The organism is Nonomuraea sp. NPDC026600 (assembly GCF_040638335.1).
Taxonomy (GTDB): domain Bacteria; phylum Actinomycetota; class Actinomycetes; order Streptosporangiales; family Streptosporangiaceae; genus Nonomuraea.
The window spans coordinates 425,062-449,465 of record NZ_JBEZYD010000001.1 but is presented as its reverse complement, the minus strand read 5'-3'; the positions used below and the strand labels follow the sequence as shown (position 1 = coordinate 449,465).

General features: G+C 70.0%; 21 protein-coding genes. 15 read left to right on the top strand and 6 right to left on the bottom strand.

What is annotated here, in order from left to right:
* The first annotated feature begins 2 nt into the window (after positions 1 to 2).
* Positions 3 to 1,817, top strand: coding sequence for a GMC oxidoreductase (locus tag AB0F17_RS02105; RefSeq protein ID WP_358014712.1), 1,815 nt, complete (start codon positions 3 to 5; stop codon positions 1,815 to 1,817).
* On the opposite strand, the gene AB0F17_RS02100 is transcribed toward AB0F17_RS02105, so the two are convergent.
* A complete protein-coding gene (locus AB0F17_RS02100) occupies positions 1,814 to 3,856 on the bottom strand; it encodes an alpha-amylase family glycosyl hydrolase (RefSeq protein WP_358014709.1) in 2,043 nt (680 codons plus the stop codon). The two genes, AB0F17_RS02105 and AB0F17_RS02100, sit on opposite strands and share 4 nt — an antisense overlap.
* A gap of 84 nt (positions 3,857 to 3,940) precedes the next feature.
* Here AB0F17_RS02100 and fxsT point away from each other — a divergent pair, with 84 nt between their 5' ends.
* From fxsT to AB0F17_RS02065, 7 genes are all read left to right on the top strand, one after another.
* Positions 3,941 to 6,982 (top strand): FxSxx-COOH system tetratricopeptide repeat protein, encoded by a 3,042-nt coding sequence (fxsT, locus tag AB0F17_RS02095; protein WP_358014706.1) that lies wholly within the window; start codon positions 3,941 to 3,943, stop codon positions 6,980 to 6,982.
* Positions 6,983 to 7,068: 86 nt separating this feature from the next.
* Complete coding sequence (locus AB0F17_RS02090) at positions 7,069 to 8,535, top strand: S8 family serine peptidase (RefSeq protein ID WP_358014703.1); 1,467 nt, start codon at positions 7,069 to 7,071, stop codon at positions 8,533 to 8,535.
* A 177-nt stretch (positions 8,536 to 8,712) separates the two neighbouring features.
* Positions 8,713 to 10,206: a M28 family metallopeptidase gene (locus AB0F17_RS02085; protein WP_358014700.1), complete on the top strand. Its 1,494-nt coding sequence runs from the start codon at positions 8,713 to 8,715 to the stop codon at positions 10,204 to 10,206.
* A gap of 101 nt (positions 10,207 to 10,307) precedes the next feature.
* Positions 10,308 to 11,399 carry an FAD-dependent oxidoreductase gene (locus AB0F17_RS02080; RefSeq protein ID WP_358014697.1) on the top strand — a complete coding sequence of 364 codons (1,092 nt, stop codon included), beginning with the start codon at positions 10,308 to 10,310 and terminating at the stop codon, positions 11,397 to 11,399.
* A gap of 97 nt (positions 11,400 to 11,496) precedes the next feature.
* The gene (locus AB0F17_RS02075; RefSeq protein WP_358014693.1) at positions 11,497 to 13,134 is read left to right on the top strand and encodes a protein kinase; all 1,638 of its coding nucleotides are present in this window, start codon (positions 11,497 to 11,499) and stop codon (positions 13,132 to 13,134) included.
* A 144-nt stretch (positions 13,135 to 13,278) separates the two neighbouring features.
* Positions 13,279 to 14,292 (top strand): hypothetical protein, encoded by a 1,014-nt coding sequence (locus tag AB0F17_RS02070; RefSeq protein WP_358014689.1) that lies wholly within the window; start codon positions 13,279 to 13,281, stop codon positions 14,290 to 14,292.
* A 324-nt stretch (positions 14,293 to 14,616) separates the two neighbouring features.
* The gene (locus AB0F17_RS02065) at positions 14,617 to 14,844 is read left to right on the top strand and encodes a winged helix-turn-helix domain-containing protein (protein WP_358014687.1); all 228 of its coding nucleotides are present in this window, start codon (positions 14,617 to 14,619) and stop codon (positions 14,842 to 14,844) included.
* 81 nt (positions 14,845 to 14,925) lie between these two features.
* Here AB0F17_RS02065 and AB0F17_RS02060 read toward each other — a convergent pair whose 3' ends face one another.
* Positions 14,926 to 15,825, bottom strand: a complete 900-nt coding sequence (locus tag AB0F17_RS02060; protein WP_358014684.1) for a helix-turn-helix transcriptional regulator — start codon at positions 15,823 to 15,825, stop codon at positions 14,926 to 14,928.
* A gap of 253 nt (positions 15,826 to 16,078) precedes the next feature.
* On the opposite strand from AB0F17_RS02060, the gene AB0F17_RS02055 reads away from it, so the two are divergent.
* Positions 16,079 to 17,014 (top strand): SDR family oxidoreductase, encoded by a 936-nt coding sequence (locus AB0F17_RS02055; protein ID WP_358014681.1) that lies wholly within the window; start codon positions 16,079 to 16,081, stop codon positions 17,012 to 17,014.
* Between the two features lie 124 nt (positions 17,015 to 17,138).
* Here AB0F17_RS02055 and AB0F17_RS02050 read toward each other — a convergent pair whose 3' ends face one another.
* Positions 17,139 to 17,717: a TetR/AcrR family transcriptional regulator gene (locus AB0F17_RS02050; protein ID WP_358014678.1), complete on the bottom strand. Its 579-nt coding sequence runs from the start codon at positions 17,715 to 17,717 to the stop codon at positions 17,139 to 17,141.
* Positions 17,718 to 17,793: 76 nt separating this feature from the next.
* Between AB0F17_RS02050 and AB0F17_RS02045 the strand changes: the two genes are divergently transcribed.
* The 3 genes from AB0F17_RS02045 (at position 17,794) to AB0F17_RS02035 (ending at position 19,830) form a co-directional block, all read left to right on the top strand.
* A complete protein-coding gene (locus AB0F17_RS02045) occupies positions 17,794 to 18,777 on the top strand; it encodes an alpha/beta hydrolase (RefSeq protein ID WP_358014675.1) in 984 nt (327 codons plus the stop codon).
* A gap of 165 nt (positions 18,778 to 18,942) precedes the next feature.
* Positions 18,943 to 19,212 (top strand): hypothetical protein, encoded by a 270-nt coding sequence (locus tag AB0F17_RS02040; RefSeq protein ID WP_358014672.1) that lies wholly within the window; start codon positions 18,943 to 18,945, stop codon positions 19,210 to 19,212.
* A gap of 78 nt (positions 19,213 to 19,290) precedes the next feature.
* Complete coding sequence (locus AB0F17_RS02035; RefSeq protein ID WP_358014669.1) at positions 19,291 to 19,830, top strand: DUF3841 domain-containing protein; 540 nt, start codon at positions 19,291 to 19,293, stop codon at positions 19,828 to 19,830.
* Between the two features lie 335 nt (positions 19,831 to 20,165).
* On the opposite strand, the gene AB0F17_RS02030 is transcribed toward AB0F17_RS02035, so the two are convergent.
* A complete protein-coding gene (locus tag AB0F17_RS02030; RefSeq protein WP_358014666.1) occupies positions 20,166 to 21,071 on the bottom strand; it encodes a M23 family metallopeptidase in 906 nt (301 codons plus the stop codon).
* 426 nt (positions 21,072 to 21,497) lie between these two features.
* Positions 21,498 to 21,719 (bottom strand): hypothetical protein, encoded by a 222-nt coding sequence (locus AB0F17_RS02025; protein WP_358014663.1) that lies wholly within the window; start codon positions 21,717 to 21,719, stop codon positions 21,498 to 21,500.
* Between the two features lie 548 nt (positions 21,720 to 22,267).
* On the opposite strand from AB0F17_RS02025, the gene AB0F17_RS02020 reads away from it, so the two are divergent.
* The 3 genes from AB0F17_RS02020 to AB0F17_RS02010 all read left to right on the top strand — a co-directional run bounded on the left by AB0F17_RS02020 (position 22,268) and on the right by AB0F17_RS02010 (position 23,701).
* On the top strand, positions 22,268 to 22,444 hold the full coding sequence (locus AB0F17_RS02020) for a hypothetical protein (protein WP_358014660.1): 177 nt from the start codon (positions 22,268 to 22,270) through the stop codon (positions 22,442 to 22,444).
* Entirely contained in the window at positions 22,441 to 22,743 is a 303-nt protein-coding gene (locus AB0F17_RS02015; protein ID WP_358014657.1) for a hypothetical protein, read from the top strand. The genes AB0F17_RS02020 and AB0F17_RS02015 overlap by 4 nt, the downstream gene beginning before the upstream one ends.
* 88 nt (positions 22,744 to 22,831) lie before the next feature.
* Positions 22,832 to 23,701: a bile acid:sodium symporter gene (locus tag AB0F17_RS02010; protein WP_358014654.1), complete on the top strand. Its 870-nt coding sequence runs from the start codon at positions 22,832 to 22,834 to the stop codon at positions 23,699 to 23,701.
* 122 nt (positions 23,702 to 23,823) lie between these two features.
* Here the strand turns inward: AB0F17_RS02010 and AB0F17_RS02005 are convergent, their stop codons facing one another.
* Complete coding sequence (locus AB0F17_RS02005) at positions 23,824 to 24,372, bottom strand: Pycsar system effector family protein (RefSeq protein WP_358014650.1); 549 nt, start codon at positions 24,370 to 24,372, stop codon at positions 23,824 to 23,826.
* Between the last annotated feature and the right edge of the window lie 32 nt (positions 24,373 to 24,404).

The window sequence follows — 24,404 nt, the reverse complement described above, 5'->3', positions numbered from 1 at the left end:
GCATGGCTGGGGAGACGTTCACGATCGTGCTGAGAGGCGGGGCGATCCGTCCCGACGCTCGGCTGGGGGTGTTCAGCAGTATCGACGAGTGGCGGGTCCGCGTGCCCTGCCGCTACGTGGAGGGAGCGGACGAGTGGCGGGTGGAGCTCGTCAAGCCGCCGGCGGGGACGGCCGTGGAGTTCAAGTTCCACTGTGACGGGGCCTGGGAGGCGCTGAACGGCAACCGCCTCGCCTCGCCCGCGGACATCGCGGCGGGCGAGCGGATCGAGACGATGACCGGCAGCCAGTCGGAGCTGTTCCCGACCCGGGACGACATCATCGTCACCAACCCGCTGCCGGCCCGCCGGCACTTCGCCCCCAAGCTGGACGAGGGGGCGGTGTTCGACTACATCATCGTCGGCAGCGGCATGGGCGGCGGCGTCCTGGCCCACGAGCTGACGAGGATCGCCGCGGCCAAGGGCGGGCGGATGCCGCAGGTCCTCGTGCTGGAGGCCGGCGGCTACCTGTTCTCCACCCACGTCGGCAACATGCCCAGGCTGCAGAGCACCGGCGCCGAGGCGAACCGGACCGTCTGGGGTCTGTGGTACCAGTACCGGTCGGAGCGCTACCGGACGAACTCCGCCCGGATGCAGGTCGCCGAGGCGTTCTGCCTGGGCGGGAAGTCGGTCTTCTGGGGGGCGCTGATCCCGCCGATGGCCGGGCGGGAGTTCGAGTCGTGGCCGCGCGGCGTCCGCGACGAGCTGCGTACCCAGTGGTACGACGAGGCGACCGACCTGATGCACGGCACGCCCCCGGCACTCAGCGACTACCGCAGGACGGTCAAGGAACTGCTCCGCACCCAGCTGAAGCGCTTCCGCCAGCACGAGGTGCAGGTGGCGGCCGAGAGCTCGGTGGCGCACCGGCTGGGCATCCCCTCGGGGATCTTCTCGACGGCGGCGCTGCTGATGGAGGACCGCCTGCGCGACGGGTGGAACAAGTACCTGCACGTCAACCTCAACCACGAGGTCGTCGCGTTCCAATGGGACCGGTCGGGCGGCAGGCCCAGGGTGGCGGCCGTACGGGCGCGCGACCTGATCGCCGGGAAGGACCGGGAGTTCCGCCTGGCGGACGGCGGACGCGTGATCATGGCGGCCGGCACCGTGGGCAGCGCCGTGCTGGCCCGCCGCGCGCAGATCGGCAACGAGTGGGTCGGCAAGGGGATCACCGACCACCCGACCTACGTCTGGAAGTTCAGGTTGCCGAGCGACGCGCCCGGATACGCCGCGCACGACTCGGTCAAGATCCTGCTGCGCGGCTCGGTCGGTTCGATGCCGATCAACGTGGTGGTGGAGATGGGCATCGGGCTCAACCAGTACCGGGTGGACGAGGACGCCGTCCCGGCGGCCGCGGACGTCTCCCGCATGGACTGCGAGATCGTCTTCTTCCCGGCGGTGTCGCTGCTCGACGGCAACACCGTCGAGCTGGACCCGGTCACCGGCCGGCCGGTGATCACGATGAAGCCGGTCGAGATCCCCGGCTACTTCGCGGCGCTGCGGGAGATCGGCAGCCGGATCATCCGCATCATGGGCGGCGACCCGGCCGCCTCGGAGCCGTTCGACGCCGATCTCGGCGCGGTCGGCCACGAGGTCGGCACACTGCGGATGAGCGAGGACCCCGGTATGGGCGTGGTCGACCCCGACCTGAAGGTGTGGGGGCACGACAACCTCTACGTCTGCGACCTGTCGGTCTTCCCGACATCGCCGGCCGCGAACCCCTCGCTGACGCTCACGGCTCTGGCGATGCGGCTGGCGGACCACCTCCTTGAGGGCTCGGTCTAGCCGACGGATTGGTTCGTCAAAACCAGCACGGACGCGGGAGGCAGATCCTGCAGCTCGATGTGGCGCGAGGCGCCCGGGCCGGGCAGCACGGTCGCGGCCGACTTGAGCGGGTGCTTCGTCACCCCGCCGACCTCGGCCGTGTTGGCCACCACGGTGAGCGCCTGCGTACGGGCGTTGAGGGCGCCGTCGATCTCGACGAGGGCGCCACGCGTCTCGGTCAGGCTCGGGTTGACCACGCAGACCACCTCGGTCCCGGCCAGTACGCGCGACCAGCACAGCACCTCGCCGGGCCGGGGGAGCGCGTAGCCGCCGTCGGCCCGGCCGAGCCTGCGCAGGTACTGCCGGCCGACGCGCAGCGCCCGATGGGCCGCCCGCGTGGCCAGCAGCATCCTGACCCGCTGGTAGATCTCGTTGTCCTGGTCGAAGACGTGGTGGTTCGCGGTGCCGAAGGGACCGAAACCGGGGAGCTCCGTGTCGAACAGGTGCGCCGCGGTCGGCGACTCGTCGTCGGCGGGACGGCCGGCGGCTCCCGCCTTGCGCGGATGCTCCGGCCCGAACATGGCCTCCCTCAGATACCGGTCACCCGACAGGTCGCGGACCCCCCAGCCCTCGTCCTTGCCCCTGAGCCACCCGCGCTCACCCTCCTCGGGACCGGTGAGCCCCTGCTCGGTGCCGTAGTAGAGGCACGGGATGCCCAGCGAGTACAGCAACAGCGCGACCCCGACCGTGACCTGACGGGGATCGGGCTCGCTCCGGCCCGGCGGCGTCAGCGCGCCGAACCGGAGCTGAGGGTCGATCCAGAGGTCGTCGTGATCGTCCAGCGACGAGACATAGGCGGATCCGAGAGAACGATGAGTCACCCCCTGCGTGGCGAACCTGCTGAAGAACTCCTCGACGGCGTCGGGGAAGGGGAAACCCTCCCGCCCGAGCGCCACCTCGCGCATGAGCCGCCGCGTCTCGCCGGTCTCCAGGACGGCGCTCAGATTGCGCCCGATCAGGCTCAGGTATCGCTCCTCGATCGTGTCGCCGCCGCCGACCTCGCCCACGATGAGGAAGTTCGCCTTCCCCAGCCCGTCGGCGAACTCCTTGAGCGCGCCGCAGAACAGCGTGGCGTCGCGGGGCGGCACGTGCTTGAGCGTGTCGATGCGCACGCCGTCGATGTCGGTGAGCGCCACCCAGTAGCTCCAGATGCGGATGATCGTCTGCAGCTCCCTGGACTGGTCGAGGTCGCGGCTGAACCAGTCGGCCCGCCGGTAGGGCGCGTCCGGCTCCTCGTCGCCGCCCGCGCCCCAGCCGCCTCCGTCGCCGCCCGCCCTGGTGTACGCGTCGGGGTCGTGCAGCTCGCTCGGCCACACGCCGTGGTCGGGCTCGGTCGGCGCGGTGCCGAGCGGCAGGCGCTGCCCGGTGCCGTCACGCCAAGCGCCGAACGGCAGCCTTCCGTCCCGGCCGGCGTACGGCGGCCGGACCACGTACTGAGGATGGCCGGGGGTGCCGAGGTCGTAGTCCCAGTTCTCGCCGGTGTGGTTGATGAGGATGTCGAGGATGATGCGGATACCGCGCTCGTGGGCCTCCCGCACCAGCTCCACCAGGTCCTCGCGGGTGCCGAACCTGCGGTCGATGTCCAGGAAGTGCTGGATGGAGTAGCCATGGGGGTCGTCCGGCGCGGGGACGCCGTCCACGGACGTGACGGGCCGCTGCTTCCACACCGGAGCGATCCACAGCGCGCTCACGCCGAGGTCGCGCAGGTAGTCGAGCTTGGAGATGACCCCCCGCAGGGTGCCGCCCTGGAAGCGGTCCCGGCCGGAGGCCGCCCACCGGTTCCACATCCACCCAGCGGGGCGCGAGTTCGCCGGACGGGCCCGGTCGACGGGGTCGCGCTCGACCTCGCGGCCGTCGCTGAACCTGTCGGGCAGCAGGAAGTAGATCACCTCGTCCCGCCAGTCGGACGGCGAGGGGTGAAAGCTCTCACGCTGGGGCCAGACGGCCTCCCAGATGCTCCGGGGCGGGGCTTGGCCGATGATCTCGTCGATGTTCGCCATGGTGCCGGCTCCTCGGCCTTGGATTCGTCCCTGTCTGCCCAATCTGAACCGCGTTACAGTCGCAGGCAAGAGGAGAGGAGACGCGTGGACATCCGGATCCTGGGCACGTTCGACGTCCTGATCGATGGCGACTCCGTCGCGCTCGGCGGACCGCAGCGGATGGCCATCCTGGTAGTTCTGCTTCTGCATCAGGGCGAGGTTCTCACCTCTGACCAGCTCATCGAGCACGTCTGGGGCGGGTCACCGCCCAAGAGCGCGCTGAGCGCGCTGCACGCCCACGTGTCCCGGCTGCGCAAGGCGCTGAACGGCGCGGACATCCTGCAGTCGCACGGCTCGGGCTACCGGGTCGCCGTCGCCCCGGAGACGGTCGACGCCCTCCGCTTCGAGCGGCTGGTCGAGCAGGGCGGCCAGGCGCTGGCCCGGCGGGACTGGGCGGCGGCCGTGGCACTGTACAGCCAGGGGCTCGGCCTGTGGCGCGGACCGGCGCTGACCGAGTTCGCCACCGAGCCGTGGGCGCAGTGCGACGCCATCAGGCTCGAGGAGCTGCGCTTCAGCGCCGAGGAGGGCAGGACCGACGCGGAGCTGGCCCTGGGACGTCACGCCGAGGCGCTGCCGCGCCTGGAGCAGCGCGTCAGAGAGCATCCGCTGCGCGAGCGGTCCGTCGCCCAGCTCATGCGCTCGCTCTACCGGTGCGGGCGGCAGGGTGACGCGCTGAACGTGTACGACCGGGTCCGCCGGATCCTCGCCGAGGAGCTGGGCGTGGACCCCGCCCCGGCGTTGCAGGCCACCCACCAGGCCATCCTGCGGCACGATCCGGGGCTCGACGGCAGCCCGGCCCCACCGGCGCGCCAGGACGCGCCGCCGCGGCGGATCGTCAATCTGCCCTCGCGCAACCAGGTGTTCTCCGGCCGCGAGGAGATCCTGGAGGAGATCGAGGCCGCGCTGACCGAGCCGACGACGCGCCCGCCGCCCCGGGTGGTGGCGCTGCACGGGCTCGGCGGCACCGGCAAGACGCAGGCCGCCCTGGAGTACGCGCACCGGCACGCCGCCGACTACGACGTGGTCTGGGAGGCCTCGGCCGTCGAACCCGTCGCCTTCTGGAGCGTACTGGCGGAGCTGGCGCTGCGCCTGGGCGTACGCCAGCAGGCCGACCGCGGCGAGATCCTCGCCGCGCTGACCGAGCGCCTGGCCGGAATGGACCGCTGGCTGCTGATCCTCGACGACGTCGAGGACGGCACGCTGATCGAGGGGTTCCTGTCGTCGCTGCGGGCCGGGCAGGTCATCGTGACCTCGCGCAACCCCGCCTGGGGCCAGCTGGCCGTGGGCATACGTGTGGGCCCCTTCTCCCGGTCCGAGTCCGTCGACTTCCTGTCCAAGCGGGTGGCCAGGACCGGCGGCGCCTGGGCGCTCGCCGACCAGCTCGGTGACCTGCCCTTCGCGCTGGAGCAGGCCGCCGCCTACAGCGAGCAGACCGGCATGAAGCTCGACGAGTACGGCGACCTGTTCCGGCGCCGCGCGGACCAGCTGCTCACCCGGGACAAGGCGTTCGCCACGGTCTGGCAGCTCGCCTTCGAGCGGGTCGCGCAGGCGTCGCCCGTCGCCATCGAGCTGCTGCACCTCTGCGCGACGCTGGGCCCCGGCGGCGTCTCGCTCGACCTGCTGCACTCCATGCCCGGCGTACTGCCGCCCGCGCTCAGGGACGCGGTCGAGGACGAGCTGGCCCTGCACGACGCCATCGCCCACTTACTGCGCCACTCGCTCGTCGAGCGGGACAGGGGGCGGCTGCGCATGCACCCGCTCGTCAAGGCCGCGGTCTGGGCCAGGCTGCCCGGCGAGGAGCGGCGCACCTGGGTGACCTGCGCCGTCAGCATCCTGAGCTCGGTCGTGCCCGCCGACGCCGAGAACCCCACCACCTGGCGGACCTGGGACAGCGTCATCCCCGACGTCATCCACCTCGGCCAGGAGGCCGACAGCGCGGGCCTCGTCGTGCCGGGCCTGCCCCGCATGCTCTGCGGCTCCGGCCACTACCTCACGGTCCGGGCGGCGTTCGAGCGGGCGCAGGAGCTGTTCGAGCTGGCGCTGCGGCTGGTCAGGCGGCAGCCGGGCGCCGACGGCGACCTGGCGGCCGTACTGTCCGACCACGGCAACCTGCTGGAGCTCACCGGGGACATCAACGGCGCCCGCGCCGCCCAGGAGCAGGCGCTGGTGCTGGCCGAACGGGCCATGGGCGGCGACCACCCCGCCGTGGCGCGGGTCCTGCAACGGCTCGGCGACGTGCTCGTCTGCCAGCGCCGCCTGCCCGAGGCCAGGCGTACCCTCGAACGCGCCCTGGCCATCCTGACGGCCTGGCACGAGCCGGACCGCAGGGAGATCGCCCGCGTCAGCCGGGACCTGGGCTTCGCCGCGTGGACGGCCGGCGACCTGCGCGCCGCCCAGGAATGGCTGACCAGGGCACTGGCCACGGCGCGCACGATCCTCGGCCCCGACCACCCCGACGTCGCGCACACCCTGTCCGGGCTGGGCCTGGTCGTCCAGGACACGGGCCGCCCGCAGCGGGCCGTCAAGCTGCAGGAGCAGGCGGCGTCGATGCTCGCCGCCGTGTACGGGGACGAGCATCCCGACGTCGCCCACACGCTCGACAAGCTCGGGTACGCGCTGCGCCTCACGGGCCGCTTCGAGGAGGCCAGGGCCAGCCACGAGCGGGCGCTGTCGATCCTGGAGTTCTGCTACGGCCCCGGCCACGGCGAGGTCGGCATGCCGCTGACCAACCTCGGCCTGGTGGACCTGGACACCGGCGAGCCGAAGCTGGCCAGGGACCACCAGGAGCGGGCGATCCAGGTGTTCAGGAACGCCTACGGCGACGACCACGCCCACGTCCACCTGGGCGTGCGGCGGCTGGGCCAGGCCCTGCTGGCCGACGGCCGGGCCGCCGAGGCGCGGGACCTGCTGCGCAGCGCGCTGGCGGGCACCGAGCGCGTGCTGGGGAGCGGTCACCCCGACGTGGCGTACACCCTGCTCGACCTCGCGCAGGCGTACGAGCGGCTGGAGGAGCAGGAGTCCGCCGACGACTGCCGCTCCAGGGCCGAGCGGATTCTGGCACGTGGCAGGAGCCCCATTCAGGGTTAGCCCTCAGCCGGCCCCCGAGGCCGGATCCGCCCGGAAACGTGACTCTGGGGACATGCCGGATTTCACGGACGCGTCCTGGGGGAAGCATGACCACGATCACCGAACGGCGCGAGTCCACCGTCCACTTCGAGGCGGTGGTGCGGCCATCGGGCCGGGTCTCCATGTTCGCCGAGTCGTCGGCCGTACAGGCGGCGGGTCTTGACGACCTCAGACCCCCGCCGGAGCGGGCCGCGCAGGCCGCGCTCGCCTTGCAGCGCAGGGGGTTCACCATCCGGCACATCGGGACGTTCTCCATCAGTGCGGAGGGCCCGCGCCGGCTCTGGGAGGAGACGTTCAACACCCGCGTGGAAGCCAGGCCGCACAGCCTGCGCGGCGCGCCGGTCGCCACCGTGGAGGACGAGGTCTCCTATTTGTCGCACGTATCCGGGGTCCCGTTCACGCTGCCGGCCGACCTGGATCCGCTGGTCGAGCGGGCCTACCCGCAGGCGCCGCCGCAGTTCTACGGCTCGCCGCTGCCGCCCCGGGTGGCCTATCACCATCTGCGGGTGCCGGACGACGTCGGGCTGCTCCTGCGCGCCTGCCATGTGCACGAGCAGGGGGTGACCGGCCGGGGTGTGTTCGTCGCCATGGTCGACACGGGTTTCTACAAACATCCCTTCTACCCGCATCACGGCTACAACTACAACGCCACCCTCGCGCCCGACGCCGCCCGCGTGGACCACGACGAGTACGGCCACGGCACGGCCGAGGCGGCCAACATCTTCGCCTGCGCGCGCGACGTGGACTTCGTCGGCGTGAAGATGGGCGGCAACGCCACGCTCGCGTTCAAGACCGCCGCCGACCTGTCGCCCGCGGTCCTGACCAACAGCTGGGGCTACGACCTCAACGGGCTCACCGGGCTGCCCAACCATCTGCGGCCGCTGGAGTTGGCCGTGCTGGAGGCCGTACGGGTGCGCGGCATCACGGTCTGCTTCTCGGCGGGCAACGGCCACATCTCCTTTCCCGCGATGATGCCCGACGTCATCGCCGCGGGCGGCGTGTACGTGGCCGAGACGCAGGTCAACGGGGAGTTCAAGATGGAGGCGTCCGACTACGCGAGCAGCTTCGACAGCCTCATCTATCCCGGGCGGCACGTGCCCGACGTCTGCGGGCTGGTGGGACGGCAGCCCAGGGCGCTGTACATCATGCTGCCGACCGAGCCCGGTGACGTCATCGACTCCTCGCTGGCCGGTCCCGGTTACCCGGTCAAGGACGGCACCGCGCCCGGCGACGGCTGGAGCGTGATCAGCGGTACCAGCGCGGCGGCGCCGCAGATCGCCGGGGTGTGCGCGCTGCTGAAGCAGGTCCAGCCGGGGCTGTCGCCCGACCTGGTGAAGGCGCTGCTCAGGGCGTCGGCGCGGGACGTCGTCGACGGCAAGAGCGGGACGGGCGAGCTCGCGGGGGAGGGCTTCGACGGGGCGACGGGCGCGGGGCTCGTCGACGCCGCGGCGGCGTACCGGCTGGCGCGCTCGGTCACACCACGCAACCTGCACACCGTCCCACCGCCCGTCTGACGGGCCACGTGACTGCCGGTAGGCCGGCCCGCCCGAAGGGCAGGTCAGACCGGCGAGGGCCGCGGCGGCGTCGCGGGGGCGGCCGCCGCGGCCCTGCTGGGCCTTCTCAGCGGGCTTCAAGCGGTTTACGTTCCGGTTCAGTAGCTCTCGGGCCTCGTCCCTACTGGGGGAATCCGCATGCGCAGTATCCGCAGAACGGTCCTCATCCTCATCACGGCGCTCTCCCTGCCTCTCGCCATGACCGTCCCGGCGCAGGCCGGCGGGCTCGACGACCTCTTCGCCAAACTGCTGGTGAAGCAGGTCAAAGGCGCGAACGTCAAGAAGCACCTGGACGCGTTACAGGCGATAGCCGACGCCAACGGCGGCACGCGGGCGGCGGGGACACCCGGCTACGACGCCTCCCGCGACTACGTCGCCGGCAAGCTGCGCAAGGCCGGCTACAAGGTCACGCTCCAGCCGATCAACTTCGTCGAGAGCTGGACCGAGAACAGCCCGCCCGTCCTCAACGGCTACGTCCCGAACGAGGACTTCTTCAGCTTCCAGCCCTCCCCGGCGGGCGAGGTGACCGCGCCGGTACAGGGCGTGGACCTCATCCTGCCGCCGACGCCCACCCCGACCTCCAACAGCGGCTGCGAGGCGGCGGACTTCGCCGGCTTCACGCCCGGCAACATCGCGCTCATCCAGCGCGGTACCTGCGCCTTCGCCCTGAAGATCCGCAACGCGGGAGCGGCGGGCGCCTCCGGCATCATCGTCTTCAACGAGGGCCAGCCAGGCAGGACCGAGGCGTTCCCGCTGGACATCGGCGAGTGGCGGGCCGGCGTCCCGATGGTCTTCGCCGACTTCGCCGTCGGCAACGCGCTGGCCGCCACGCCGGGCGCGAGCGTGCACCTCAAGGTCGACTCCACGCTCGTGCTGGGCACCAACGACAACGTGATCGCCGAGAGCCGCGGCGGCGACCCGCGCAACGTCGTCATGACCGGAGCGCACCTCGACTCCGTCCACGCCGGGCCCGGCATCAACGACAACGGCTCCGGCACGGCCTCCATCCTGGAGGTCGCCGAGGAGATGGCGGGCTTCCCGGTCAAGAACAAGGTGCGGTTCGCGTTCTGGGCCGGCGAGGAGATCGGCCTGCTCGGCTCCGACCAGTACGTCGAGAAGCTGACCCAGGCACAGCGGGACCGCATCAGGCTGTACCTGAACTTCGACATGGTCGCCTCGCCCAACTACGCCTACAAGCTCTACGACGGCGACAACTCCGACGCCGTCGGCTCGCCCGCCGGCCCGCCCGGATCCGCGCAGATCGAGAAGCAGCTCGAGGCCTTCTACGACAGCCGCGGCCTGGGCCACAACGGCACCGACTTCGACGGCCGCTCCGACTACGGGCCGTTCATCGCGGTCGGCATCCCGTCCGGCGGCATCTTCACCGGTGCCGAGGGGATCAAGACGGCCGCGGAGGCGGCCCTGTTCGGCGGTACGGCGGGCGTCGCGTATGACGTCTGCTACCACCAGGCGTGCGACACGAGCGCGAACATCAACGCGACCGCGCTGGACGTGGACGCCGACGCGATCGCCGACTCCATGGCCAGGTACGCGTTCAACACCCGGTCCATTCCCGGCCGGGCGGCGGTCGCGTCCAGTGCGCGGGCCGCGGTGGCCGGCTCCGTCAGCTGACCTGCCGCGATCGACGGGCGGGCTTTCATGGCCCGCCCGTTTTCGCTCGCTTGCCGCACCAGCCGGGAAGAGCCGTGGGGTCGCGCTGGTTGCATCCGTACGTGGACGAGATCGACGTCGTGGTGATCGGGGCCGGGCAGGCCGGGCTGTCGAGTGCTTACTTCCTGCGCCGGTTCGGCTTCGAGCCGCTGGTGCTGGACGCGGCTGACGGGCCGGGTGGCGCGTGGCGGCACCGGTCGCCGTCGCTGACCATGGACAAGGTGCACGGCCTCTTCGACCTCCCCGGCGTGCGGCGCGCCGATCTGCCGGTGGGCGGCTCGCCCGGCGCTCCGCGCGAGGTCGACGGGTGGCGGCCCGCCGCCGTGGTGGTGCCCGCGTACTTCGCGGACTACGAACGAGAGCTCGGGCTCGCCGTGCGGCGGCCGGTCAGGGTGACGGCGGTGGCGCGTGGCGGGGGCGGGCGGCTCGTCGTCACCTCCGGCGCGGGGGAGTGGGCGGCGCGGGCCGTCGTCAACGCCACCGGCGCCTGGACCCGCCCGTACTGGCCGTACTATCCGGGCACGCGCTCCTTCCGCGGTCGTCAGCTGCACTACGCGACGTACCGGGGACCGGAGGAGTTCGCGGGGCGGCGGGTGGTCGTCGTGGGCGGCGGGAACTCGGCCGCGCACGTGCTCTCCGAGATCGCCGGCGTGGCCGCGAGCACCCTGTGGGTCACTCGCCGGCCGCCGGTGTTCCGCCCTCTGGACGACTTCGGCGAGGACGCGCGCCGCGACGTGGTCGCCATGGTCGAGGAGCGGGTACGCGCCGGGTTGCCGCCGCAGAGCGTGGTCGCCGTGACGGGGCTCGGGTACACGCCGATCGTCCGGGAGGCGCTGGCCAAGGGGGCGCTGGAGCGGCTGCCGATGTTCAGCCGGATCACGGCCGATGGGGTGAGCTGGGATGATGGGCGATACGCGGAAGCCGACACGATCGTCTGGGCCACCGGGTTCCGTTCGGCGCTCGACCACCTCGCCCCGCTGAGGCTGCGCGAGCCCGGAGGCGGGATCCGGGTGGACGGCACCGCGGTGATCGCCGAGCCGCTGCTGCAGCTTGTGGGATACGGCCCGTCGGCGAGCACGATCGGCGCCAACCGCGCGGGCCGGACCGCCGCCGGGAACATCCGCCGGCTCCTCGCCGTGGCCCCAGCCGCCTGAATCTACTATAAGGCGTAGTAAAAATACCGATTGCCGCAAGGGTTCGGTGACGCGGGCAATAACCCTCGACACGGGGCGTTACCACGGGTTAGCGTCCATGTATAAGGATCTTTATCCGTCTTTGGAGGTCCCGCCGATGGGCGTTCCCGGCTACACCGAAGTCCGGGAACTTGGACATGGCGCGACCGGCCGGGTCATGCTCGCATTACGGGCGTCCGACGGAATGCCCGTGGCGATCAAGCACCTGTCCGCGCGATTACGCGACGACGAACTGTTCGTCGAACGGTTCCGCGCGGAGGCCGGGCTGATCCGCGAACTCGACAGCCCGCACACGGCCCGCCTGCTCGACTACGTCGAAGGCCAGGACGACACCTGCATCGTGATGGAACTGGTGGACGGCATCACCCTGCGCCGCCTGCTGCGGCACGCGGGCGCCACCGGCCCCGAGGCGGCGCTGACCGTACTGAAGGGCGCCCTGCTCGGGCTGGCCGAGGCGCACCGGCGCGGCGTCGTACACCGTGACTTCAAGCCCGAGAACGTGATCGTCTCGCCGGACGGACGGAGCAGGCTCGTCGACTTCGGCGTCGCCGCGCACTCCGGCGAGAACGCCCCGCTCGCCGGAACCCCCTCCTACATGGCGCCCGAGCAGTGGGCGGACGCCCCGGCCGGGCCGGCGTCGGACGTGTACGCGGCGGCCGTGGTGTTCTTCGAGTGCCTCACCGGGCACCGGCCCTTCACCGGCGAGAACTACGCCGCCCTCGCCTACCAGCACCAGCACGCCGAACCCCCGCTGGAGGACATCGAGGAGCCGATGCGGGCACTGGTCGGGCACGGCCTGGCCAAGGACCCCGCCGACCGGCCAGAGTCGGCCGAGGCGTTCCTGGAGGAGTTGGAGGAGGTCGCCGACCTCGCCTACGGCACCGGCTGGGAGGTACGCGGCCGGGCCGGCCTCGGCCTGCTGACCGTGCCGCTCACCGCGCTCCTTCCCCTGTCGAAGCCGCTGCCGGCGCAGGGGGGCGGCACGAGCCTGTTCGAGAACGCGCTCGCGCCGGTGGCCAAGTTCGCGGTGACGAGCGGCCTGGTGGTCGCGACCGCCGCTGCGGTGGTGTCGGCGTTCGTGATCTGGAACGATTCACCGCCGGACGGCGTCGCCGCGCTCCCGCCCGTCACCACGTCCGCCCCCGTTGTCCCCAGCCGATCGGGTACGGCGGAGCCGCCCATCTCCACCGCCGGCCCGAGCACCACTGACGCCGTGGTTCCGACGGTCACCAGGGATCACGCCGACCCCACCGGATCGCGCGAGCCCGCCCGCTCGCACGAGCCCACCCGTGGGCCGGAGCCGACGCGGACCACTCACCCCGCCACCTCGCAACCGACCATCAAGCCGACCGGCGGGCCGGCCACCAAGCAGGCGGCCACGACGAAGCCCGCCACCAGTGAGCCCAAGCCGTCCGAACGCCCGGCCACCACCCAGCCCGCGACCACTCATGCTCCCGCCCCGGCCACGGCCGCGCAGCCGCTGGTCTCGGTGTCGGTCAAGGTGTCGGTCGGCCTGCCGCTGCTCGAGGGCAAGGACGGCCTGCTCGACGCGGACGTCGATCTCGGGATCGGGAGCGGCCTGCTCGGCTTCGTGCTGGTCCCCGGCTCGGCCCTGCTCGGCCGCCACTGGGCGGCCCGCAGAGCCAGACGGGCCCGGCCCCCGCACCCGTCCTGCCCTCCGAACCCCGAGGACTGACCTGTGACCTGCGCCGGGTGGGCACCCCCAATGACGGTCATACCGAAATCTGCTAATTTGCCGTCCGATACAGGTGATCCCCTACTATCTAGCCTCGGATAGGGGGCGTACTTCGGAGCCCCACAGCTCAGGCGAAGGAGAAGTGTGGCGGTTGCATCCCCCGCAGACCGGCGGCGCCGTCCCATCCGAACCCTCACCCAAGCGCTCTCCGCGCTGCTCACAGCGGTGCTCCTGATAGCGGGACCGGCCACCCCCGCGCACGCGGCCCCCAAGCCGACGATCAAGCAGCTCAAGAAGGAACTGGCCGCCCTGCGGAAGCAGTCGGACAAGCTGATCACCGACTACTACAACGGCCGCATCGCCCACCAGAAGGCCGAGAAGGCGGAGCGGGCCGCCAAGGAGAAGCTGGCCGCGGCCCAGGAGATCTACGACCGCGAGTCGGCCGAACTCAGGCTGATGGCCATCGCCCAATACACCAACGGCGGCCCCCCGAGCGCGGCCACCATGCTCTCGGGGGCCGACCCGTCGGCGCTCTTGGGCGGCCTGGCGCTCTCCAATCACCTCATAGACCGGCAGAACGCCCGGCTCAGCGGCTTCGCCCAGGTCAGGGACGGCCGCAAGCAGGCCGAGGAGGAGGCGGCCGCCCGCGCCGAGGAACTCGGCACCCAGGTCGCCGACCTCGGCAAGCGCAAGGACAAAGCCGAGAGCCTGATCAAGAAGATCAAGGACAAGATCGACAAGCTGTTCAAGGCGCCGGGCGTACGGCGTTCGGACGGCACCTGGGTCCCGCAGCTACCCGGGGGCTCCGACAACATCACGCCCCGGATGCGCCTGGTCAAGACCCTCGTGCAGGAGCGGTTCAACGTACCGAACGGGATCGGCTGCTACCGGGCGATCCAGGACGGCGGCGAGCACCCGCTCGGGCGGGCGTGCGACTTCATGCTGAGCCGCGGCGGCTCGATGCCGACGGCCGCCGAGGTGGCCCGCGGCAACGAGATCGCCGCCTGGGCGATCAAGAACTCCAAGCGGCTGGGCATCATGTACATCATCTACCGGCAGCGAATCTGGCACGCCAGCCGCGGCGCCTGGCGCACGATGTCAGACCGCGGCGGCACCACAGCGAACCACTACGACCACCCACACATCTCGGTCTACTGAGCCGGTGGGAGACCCTCCAAAGGGCCTCCGCTTCGCTCCGGGCTGTTCTTCCTTGGGAGCGCCTGCGGCGCACAACGGGCTTCGCTTTCCGGGCGCTTCGCGCTTTGGGGACTCAGACGTTGCTTCCAGTCGGGCCAAAGCCCCGACCCCTGAAGGACCTCGCTTCGCTCGGGCGTTCCCCCTCAAGCAGGCTTCGCCTGCGAGGACCTTGGTGACCTTTGGCGGGCCCATGGATGGATGGCAGGTGCGAGCTCACGATCTTGGGGCATCAAGCCGTTGCGGGCATGTAGTCCACTGCTGTCCAGGGATACCTGGAGTCGTCCTGTGATCGAATGGGACCCACGGCTCTACAAGTGGGAGCAGATAGCAAACGTGGTAGCCGAGCGCATCGAAGACGGCACATATGCGCCCCTCGCCCTCATCTCCGAGGTGAAACCGCAAGAGGAGTTTGACGTTGCACGCGTGACGGTCCGCAAAGCGATGGAAGCCCTCAGGGAACGCCGGCTGATCACCACCAAACCAGGCAAGGGCTCCATCGTGGACCCACAATAGGTCTGGCCATGACAACCGACGATGTCCTCTTTTTTAGGATCACAGCGCGGACCGAGAAGGGCTCCGGAGCTACTCCGCGCTTCAGGACGCGGAGGCATCGGCCGCATCTGTGGGACTTACGTGTTGCGCGCGCCGAGCCACTCGATGACCCTCTGGTTTCGTCATCATCGCGGCGAGCATGGCCACGGCCTGTTCGCTCCTGCTGCCGGGCTCCGCGTAGAGGAGTCCGAGGACCTGCCCGCCGCTACCAGGGATCTGGAGCTTCTGGTGGTAGAGGTCGATCGGGCCGAGCTGGGGGTGGCGGATGCCGAGCCGGGGCAGGGCGCCGTGCATGGGCTTGACGTCGTGTCGGGACCAGAGGCGGCGGAAGTCCGGGCTCTTGACTGACAGCTCCCCGACGAGCTCGGTCAGCTCGGGGTCATCGACGTGGGGGCCGGCGAAGGCGCGCAGGCCGGCCGCGGCGGCGGCCCGGCGGGCCTCGAGGTCGTCGTAGAGCTGATCGGCGATCGGATCCAGGAAGGTGGCGCGGACGAAGTTGGTGCCCGGCACCAGCAGTGGAAGCACAGCCGTGGCCAGCGAGTTCGCGGCCAGCACGTTGGTGAGCCGGCCGGTGACGTAGGCGGGCGTGGTCGGGTCGAGGGACCGCAGCAGTACGTCGATCTGCGGTGAGACCTTCTCGGCCCTGCGCCGTGGTGCGCGGCGGGGCACAGGCGCCAGGAGCCGGTGCAGGTGCGCGGTCGCGTGCTCATCGAGCTGAAGCGCTCGCGCGAGCGCTTCCAGGACCATGGTCGACGGGTGCCGGTCGCGGCCCTGCTCCAAACGGACGTAGTACTCGGTACTGATCCCAGCGAGCATCGCCAGCTCCGAGCGGCGCAGTCCCGGCACGCGGCGACGGTCCAGCTCGGGGATGCCGACGTCCTCCGGCCGCACCAACTCGCGGCGTGCGCGCAGGAACTCACCTATCGCATTGCCCTCGGCCATGCGCAGAGCCTACGACGCGCGGGCAGCTCGGACGTGGCCCCATCAGGGCCACCCCCGGCAGGGATCTGGCTGACCCGGGACGGACAGCACAAACTCCAATCGACCGCCGACCGCCGACCGCCGACCGCCGACCGCCGACCGCCGACCGCCGACCGACGTGGCCGCGGCTCGCTGCCCGATGCAGTCAGCAGAAGGTCCGTCTGTCAGCAACCACAGATAGAGCAACTGAATTCTTTTGGAAGAGGATCTCCTGATGCATGTCTTCGTCACCGGCGCAACCGGCTTCGTCGGCTCTGCCGTCGTCCGCGAACTCCTCGAAGCAGGGCACAAGGTCGTCGGCCTCGCCCGCTCGGACGCGGCCGCCGCGGCGTTGACGGCTGTCGGCGCCCAGGCGCACCGCGCCGCTCTCGACGACCTCGACGGCTTGCGTGACGCCGCCACCGCGTCCGACGGCGTCATCCACACCGCGTACACCCGCGACGCCCCGCGGCACGAGGAGACGACACTGTCGCAGTACGAGTACGCGGCGCACACCGATCGGCGTGCCATCGAGACCCTCGGCGCCGCTCTCGAGGGTTCCGGCCGGCCGCTGGTCGTGACCTCCGGCACGCTGGGGCTCAAGCCGGGGACTGTCGGGACCGAACGCGACCCGCTCGCGCTGCCTCCCGACTCGCCGGTAGCGGCCCGCCTCCCCAATGAGCAGGTGGCGCTCTCCCTGGCCGCCGGCGGCGTGCGCTCGTCAGTCGTGCGCCTGTCCCCGACCGTGCACGGCGAAGGAGACCACGGCTTCATGCCGGCCCTGATCGGCATCGCCCGCGGCAAGGGCGTTTCGGGCTATCTCGGCGACGGGGCCAATCACTGGCCGGCGGTGCACCGGCTGGACGCCGCCCGCCTCTTCCGGCTCGCGCTCGAGAAGGCCCCGGCGGGCACCATCCTGCACGGGGTCGCTGAGCAGGGCGTGCTGATCCGCGACATCGCCCAGGTGATCGGCCGCCATCTGGACCTGCCGGTGGCCTCGATCTCCCAGGACGAGGCCGGCGAGCACTTCGGCTGGCTGGCCGGCTTCCTCGGGATGGACGTCCCGGTTTCGAGCGCGCTGACCCGCGAACTTCTGGGATGGCAGCCGACGCACGCCGATCTCCTCGACGATCTGGGACAGGGCCACTACTTCCAGACCCCGTCCGCCTGATCGGCCACCGTCCGTCTCGGAAAGGGGTCGGCGGGCCACGCCGCTGAAGGTGAACCCCAGGAGCCGTAGTGCCCGGGTTCTGGCCGCGTCGCCGCCGGCGCCGATCGCCGGTTCGACAGCGGGCCTAGGTCGGACCGGCACTCTCGCCGAAGTGCGGCAGAACCATCTCGACCAGCGCGGCGACGTCGGCGTCGACCATCGGCCGGCCGGTCATGCCCATCCGGTGGAGCAAGGTGCCGACGACGACGTCGATGAAGAACAGGACCCGGTTCTCCGGCTCGCCGAGCGCGTCCTGGAGCGCGAGCCGGTACGGGTCCTGCAACCGCGCGGACAGGACCTCACGCAGGGCCGGATCGCTGACGGCGTCACTGAACACGCCTGCGAACGCGTCACCGACCCCGGGCTCGCCGATCTTCGCCGCGATCCAGCGGACGGCCGAGGCCATGAGCTCGGCTCGACCGGTGCCCTCCAGCGGCACCGGGCCGAACGCGTCAAGGAGGCAGTCCACGATCAACGCGCCCTTCGACGGCCAGCGACGATAGATCGTCGTCTTCGCGACACCGGCCACCGCGGCGATGCGTTCGACGGTGGCACGCGCGTAGCCGAGCTCGTGGACCGTGCTCAGCGTCGCGGCGAAGACCACGGCGTGGACGCCGGAGCGCGGGCGACCGGGTGGTCTGGCGGATGTGGTCGCTCGGATCATGCTCACACCATAACCTCTTGCGCTACCATCGGTATCGATACTTGAGGTATCGAAACTCTTGGGCTGAGGAGGACACATGAGCGAGGTAACAGAGCGGCCGCCGCTGGGCATCCGGTTGATGAGTGCCCTGGGAAAGGAGCCGGACTGGTTGGCGATGACGGCCGAGGAACTGGTCACCTTGCGCGACACGGTGAACCGCAAGCGGGCCTCCCGTCTGGCGCGGCTGATCCTCGGGTTCCCGGACCGTGGCGCCACGATCGAGTGGCAGGAAGTGGCGCTGCCCGGCCGCAGGCTCAAGGTCCGGGTGTCCCGGCCCTCGCCCGGGCGCGAAGGCGCCGACCGGGCCGGCCTGCCACTCGTGCTCCACGTGCACGGAGGCGGGTTCGTGGGCACGGCGGTGCAGAGCGACTGGGTGAACAGCCACCTCGCCACGCGGCTGCCCGCGGTCGTCGTCTCGGTCGAGCACCGCCTCCTCGACGCGGAGACTCCGATGTCGGCGGCCGTCGACGACGGCTGGGACGTGCTCCAGCACGTGGTGCGGCACGCCGCGCAGTGGGGAGTCGACCCGGCACGGACCGCCGTCTTCGGTGAGAGCACCGGCGCGATGGTCACCGCCCTGGCCGCGATCCGGGCCAGAGATTCCGGCCTGCCCCTGCGAGCGCAGGTACTGGCCAACGCCCCGGTCGACCTGACCTCGACGGGGTTCGAGCACGCCTCGATGAGCCGGCACGCCCACAGCCCGACCCTCACCATGACGCAGATGCGGCTGTTCGAGCGGCTCGCCGTTCCGCCGGGAACGGATCCTCGTACGGTGTCGCCGCTGTACGCCGACGACCTGAGCGGGCTGGCCCCAGCGCTCCTACTGGTGCCCACCATTGATCCGGTGGCCGATCACGGCCGCTGTTACGCCGAACGACTGCGAGCGGCCGGGACGCCCGCGCGGCTCACCGAATATCCCGGGGCGACGCACGCGTTCCTCAGCATGCCGGGCGTGGTGCCGCAGGCGAAGGCCGCGCGGGCGGAGATCGTCGAGTTCCTCCGGAACGCCATCGCTCGGTGACGACGGGTCCTGGCCTGCCGGTTCCACCGACCACCCGGCCGGCGGGGCCCATGTTCGGCAGGATGATCACTGAGCAGGGTCAGCAAAGCGGACATCCGCGTTCCCTGAGCGCGCCTGGGAATCTGTCTGGGAGCTCGTCCTTGACACCCGGGGTGATGCCCCGCCTTGGCCGTCGAGCTCGCTGAGATCGCGAAGCCCCTCCACCGACGGACTGCTCAAGGTCTGGTCGCAAGCCCCCGACCCGGATGGTTTCGCCGCGCGCCGCCCGTGTGGCCGAACGAGGCCCTGTTCCTGCGCGAAGGTCCATCGTCGCGCTGTTGCTCAGGTACAGGCCAGGAGATCTTCGGCGATTCCGTGGCGCTCGCTCAGCTCGGTCACCGTGCCCTCAACGGCGTCGACGAGATGTTCCTTGACCTGTTCCGTTCCACCGGCTGAGCATGGTCCGTCGACGTCAGCTAGCTAAGTAGGGCGTGTCCCGTAGATCATCTGCCCTGTGCTGACATAATTTGTCCGGTGCGTTTGTGGACGGTCCAGCATCGAATGGTTCTCGAGTCGTTGGAGGACGGCGGTGAATTAGTTGGGGACTGGGCCAGGGTGCTGAGCCGCTCATACCGTCCTGCTTACGAGGAAATGGTGGCGGAGATGGCGCGGCGCGGCATCGGCTGCTCGGGCCGACCGCCGCTGTGGGCATGGCCTGGGCCGGATACCCGCGATGACCGGGTGGCGTTGACGGCGGAACTGCTCCTCAATCCTGATGGTCAAGAGGAGTACGACCGCTATGTCATCCTGGACCTGGATGTGCCCGACGAGTTCGTAGTACTCAGCTCATATGGGCGATGGAACAACTTCCTGGAAGCGATCTTCATGAGCGACGGTTCGCCGAGCATGGACTGGTCGATCGACCAGGACGAGCTCGATGAATCGGCCTATTGGCGTGTCCAGGCATGCCTTCCGTGCGTGGCAGGCCCGTGGGTGCTGAGCGTCCGCCCCTTGGAGCCGTCGTCGTTGGATGAGCCCGAGGAAACGCCGCGCACCGTTGAAGCTGGTGAATAGGCGATGCTTCGTCGTCATACGGCTGGGTCGCGGAGCCAGACCTTGATTGAGGCAACGTCGATGGTTCCCGGATAGACGATCGCGCGCTTGTCGGTGCGCAGGGCCACCGCCCGGTAGGCCTTGAGCTTGTTCACGCACCGCTCGACGGTGTTCGCTCGCAGTACCGCGCGGCGTCGAAACAGAGATCCTGCCCGGCTCCCAGTATCGCCGGCATCTCCTGTTGCGTTACAGCATCCTCTGGCGCAAGCCGGCCGTCTTGTTCGGCTCAGAAACCGGTCGCTGAAGGAACCCTGCCATGGCTCCTTCAGCGACCGATCGCCAACTGAATAACGCTCTTAATCGCAGTGTTCGAAGCCGCTGGTGTACGAGCTGCTGCCGACCGAACCGCCCCACTTGACGCATTGTCCGGCCGCGTCCCGCTTGACCGGCCCCGCGTAGTAGCCGTAGCTGCCCGAGTCGGTCGTCCTGCTCTCCCCTTCCGGCTCCAGGAATGCCGACACCGCCGACGCCGTGCCGAGGCTCGTCGTCTTCAGCGTCACGACGCAGTTGTAGCCATTACCCGAGTTGTAGAGCAGATAGGTGCGGCCGCCGGTGAGGGCGGCTGAGTCGATTTCCGAGTAACCGCTGCCGCAGACCTCCTCGGGGCTGTAAGGGTTGCCGCTGCAGGCGTTGGTGCTCGTAACGGCCTTCTTCGTGCCCAAGGACACGGTCACGCCGTCCACGGTCGGGCTGGTGTCCACCGCGCCGCCTGAGGTGCGCTGTTCGTAGTGCAGGTGCGCGGCGGTCGCGCCGCCCGACGAGCCGACGGTCCCGATCGCGGTGCCCTGGCTGACGGTCATGGAGCTGCCGGCCGACTTCACCTGGGTCGCGAGGTGGGCGTAACGGGTACTGGTGCCGTCACTGTGATTGACCTGTACCCACTTGCCGTAGCTGGTGCTTCCCGCGTCATAGAAGTACGCGGTGCCCGCGGCGGTGGCACGTACGGTCTCACCGTTGATGTCATCGCTGCCGTAGTCCTGCCAGTCGATGGAGCCCGATGGGTTGTGGGCGGGGGTCCCGGTCCAGTTGTTGGCGTAGAAGGTCTTCCCGCAGTTGAACGGGCTCTTGTGGGCCACGGCCAGTATGGCGCTGCTCTGCGCTGAGGCGGCCTGGGGGACCAGCGCCGCCGCGAGAGTGACGAACAGGGCGGTGATCGCGAATCTGAGGGTCTTCGGCCAGGTCGGCCTGCCGGTTGTGGGCATGCTCACCTCTCTGAACAGGTGCGTTGGGGGGATGTGGTTAGGCGCCCAGTTCCGTGATGCCGATGAGTCCTGTCGCGACGGAACTACGTCGGTGGCATGGTGATCCACTTCGACGGGAGGCGACGGCCGCGGGAGGGAGGGTCGATCATGAACATAACTCTGAAAGTTCTCTTCATCAATCTCTGTGACATGAAATTTTGCGGCTCTTCGTCCTTGGTGTCGAAGCCGAACCGGTCAATCCGCGATCCGGCCTCGAGGTTGCTCCCGAAGCAGGCGGAAATCGGGAGCGCGCATGTCAAGGGGGCAGTTTGCCCCGCGTTCCGCAGACGTGGAGCGAGAAAAATGCCTGGATCTGGGTTGTGAGCTGCGGAAACGCATGCGGGTACGCTGATGCGGTGTGTCACTAGGCGCAGGTGTTGTGCCTGGTCAGGCGTCTGCGGCGGGCGTGGCCTCGACGATCTTCTTCGGGGGCTGGATGTCGGGTTTGGCCAGGATGTCGCGCTGGGGGTTGGTCGGCTCGGCGCGCTGGCGGAAGGTGCCGGTCGCTCCGGTGAGGTGGCCGCGGTGAGCGGGTCGAAGTCGTCGCGGATGTGGTTCCAGGTGGAGCCGGTGCAGGCCGATGGGCAGATCCTTTGGTTGGTGCGGCACGTGTGATGGGCGGCCTCTCCGCGTGACCTCGTCCGGTGCACGGGAGCCGCCACTCCGGTTGCCGGTTTGACGGTGGCCAGGGGACAGCGTCCTTGCTTGTGGTCCGGCGGGCCGCCGGTTACCGACCCGCGAGTGCGGCGAGCAGGAGCGCCTCGAAGGCCCCTCGCTCTCTCTCGTGCTCGGAACGCTCGGTGCGTTCTGCGGTGGTGGTCATGTGATTCTCTTTCCTGGGCTGGTGATAGGCGCACCAATTTCATGAGGTACATACGCGTACCGGTACTCGTGGCCAGCGCACCTATGTGTGGAAAAGCCTGATGGATGCACCTGGCCTGGTATTTTGTTATATCCCGACCATCGCTTTGCTGTCGTTTGAGTCGCGCGAAAGATTCCTGATGAATGTCACGTATTTTTTGATGTGAGATTAATGAAAGGGCCGGCGGCCGGCCCGGCTGTCCCCTCACACATCCTCTGGCATGGGGACGTGGGACAATTCTGGGGTCAGGCGGCTTCGGCTGTTCCCCCCTGACCAGGGCGAAAGGGGAGCAGCCATGGACATCACGCCCCAGGCGGTCGTCATTCCCAAGGAGGGGAAGTACGGCCCCGTCTACCCGCGTACTTCGGGTTCACCGTCATCGCGAAGGTATCCGTACGTCACCGCGGATGAGATCAAAAAGGCTCTGCGGATCAAGAGCGCCCTGTCGGAGATGCTCGACCAACTGCAGTGAGAGCCGCCAGCGCCACTCGGAGGCGAGATGAGCGAGTTCAGAACGGCGCGCACCTGCTGTTGTTCGGGCTGGATCACGCGATCACCGGGCAGGAGCCCGCCTCCGAGGAGATCGAGGCGCTGCGGCAGTTCCTCGCCTGGGAGGGGACCTGTCTGATCCTCGGGCCGCATCACGATGTGGGGGCGTCGGACGACCTGGCCGTGCGCGATGCGGAGTACCACCACCACGGCGACGCCTGGTCTCGCTGCCGCGGTTCGTCGTCACGCGCGGCGGCGAATACTGCTTCATGCCGGGACTGACCGCCCTGCGCCGGCTCGGCGACCTCACAGACTGACGCGCGACGCCAGGCACCGCCTGGACACGCTCACCGCTGGGGGTGGAGGTTTCATGAACGCATTGCTGCTGCTGTTCAACGCGATCACCGTGATCTTCATAGCGACCACCATGTTCGCCGCCGGCCTCGCGACCACACTGCCGGCGCTGCGTGCCGTCTTCACCGACCTGCCGCTGCTCCTGCTGGCGGTGCTGGCCAATCTGGTGGTCGTCCCGCTGCTCGGCTGGGGCATCGCCGCGCTGTTCGGCCTGCCCGCCGCGGGTTTCATCGCCCTGGTCCTGGTCGCCTCCTCACCGGGTGGGCCGTTCGGGGCGAAGCTGAGCATGGTGCAGAAGGGGGATGTGGCCGCGGGCACGGCGATGCAGGTGCTGCTGGCCGCTGTGGCCAGCCTGACCTTCGGCCCCATGAGCAGCGGCATCCTCATCACGGCCGAGGTCGGCGCGGGATTCTCCCTCGACGTCGCCGCGCTGGTGCGGACCATGGCCATCCTGCAGCTCGTGCCGTTCGTCATCGGGCTGATGGTGCGTCACTACGCACGGCCTACGGCGCTCTCATGGCATCCGGCCGCCGCCACGGTGTCGAACGTGACGTTCATGATGGTGCTGGCGGGCATGCTTCTGGGCAGTTGGCGTGACGTCGTCGCGCTGCTCGGCTCGCGTACGCTGCTCGCGGGGTTCGTCCTGTCTGTCGTCGCTTTCGCCGTCGGCACGCTGCTGGCCACCGGACCGCTCATGCGCCGTACCACCATGGGAGGCATAGCGGCGGTGCGCAACGTGGGACCTCCGCTGGCCGCCATCGGCATCGCCTTCGGCGATGAGCAGGCCGTTCTGGGGGCGCTCGCCGCGGTGCTGATCAGCGGCCTGGCAGCGGCCCTGGCGATCGCCGCGGTGCTCGGCCGCGATCGAGGCGACGGCACCGCCTGAGATGAGCGGTGCCGTCCGAGATGCATGGTCGCGCCTGAGATGCGTGGTGCCGCCGAGGTGACGACCGGCAGAGCGTGAGGCGAGCCGTTCGAGTCAGGTGGAGCCACCGGTTCCGGACGGTGTCAGAGCAGGCGCTCCAGGAAGACCATGACCGACATGACCGTGATGCCGGCGACGATCAGATCGACGACCCAGCGCAGACTGCGGTGTTTGGCGCGCGCGATCCGGGCGACCCGGAGGGCGTCGGTGGCCAGGAACAGCTCGTAGTCCTCTGTCTCGGCGTTCATCCGTTCGATCAGGGCTTGGGGCGTGGGCTCATCGGCGTAGGTGAGGATTCTCATTCCGCCGCGTTCGGGAGACAGCGGGCGGATGGTGATCAGGATCAGCAGGACCGCCGCGGACAGCAGGATCAGCGCCAGGATGACGCCGAAACGCGCGATTCCCGGGAAGCGGGCCGGACCGGTGAGGATGAGAGTGACTGTCACGCCGTAGGCGACGCCCGCCCAGGACAGCAACAGGCCGGCTCTCTTCTCGATGGCGCTGATCAGCTCGGCGCGGGCCGCGGTGGCGGCGGCGTCGAGCCGGTCCCTGAGGAGCGGGGACATGGACGGGCGCCGCGCGCCGTTGTCGTCTCCGGAGTGGCCGTTGGATGTATCCGGTTCGTGGTTCATGGTGGCGGGTCCTTTCCGCCGGGGCCGTGGGC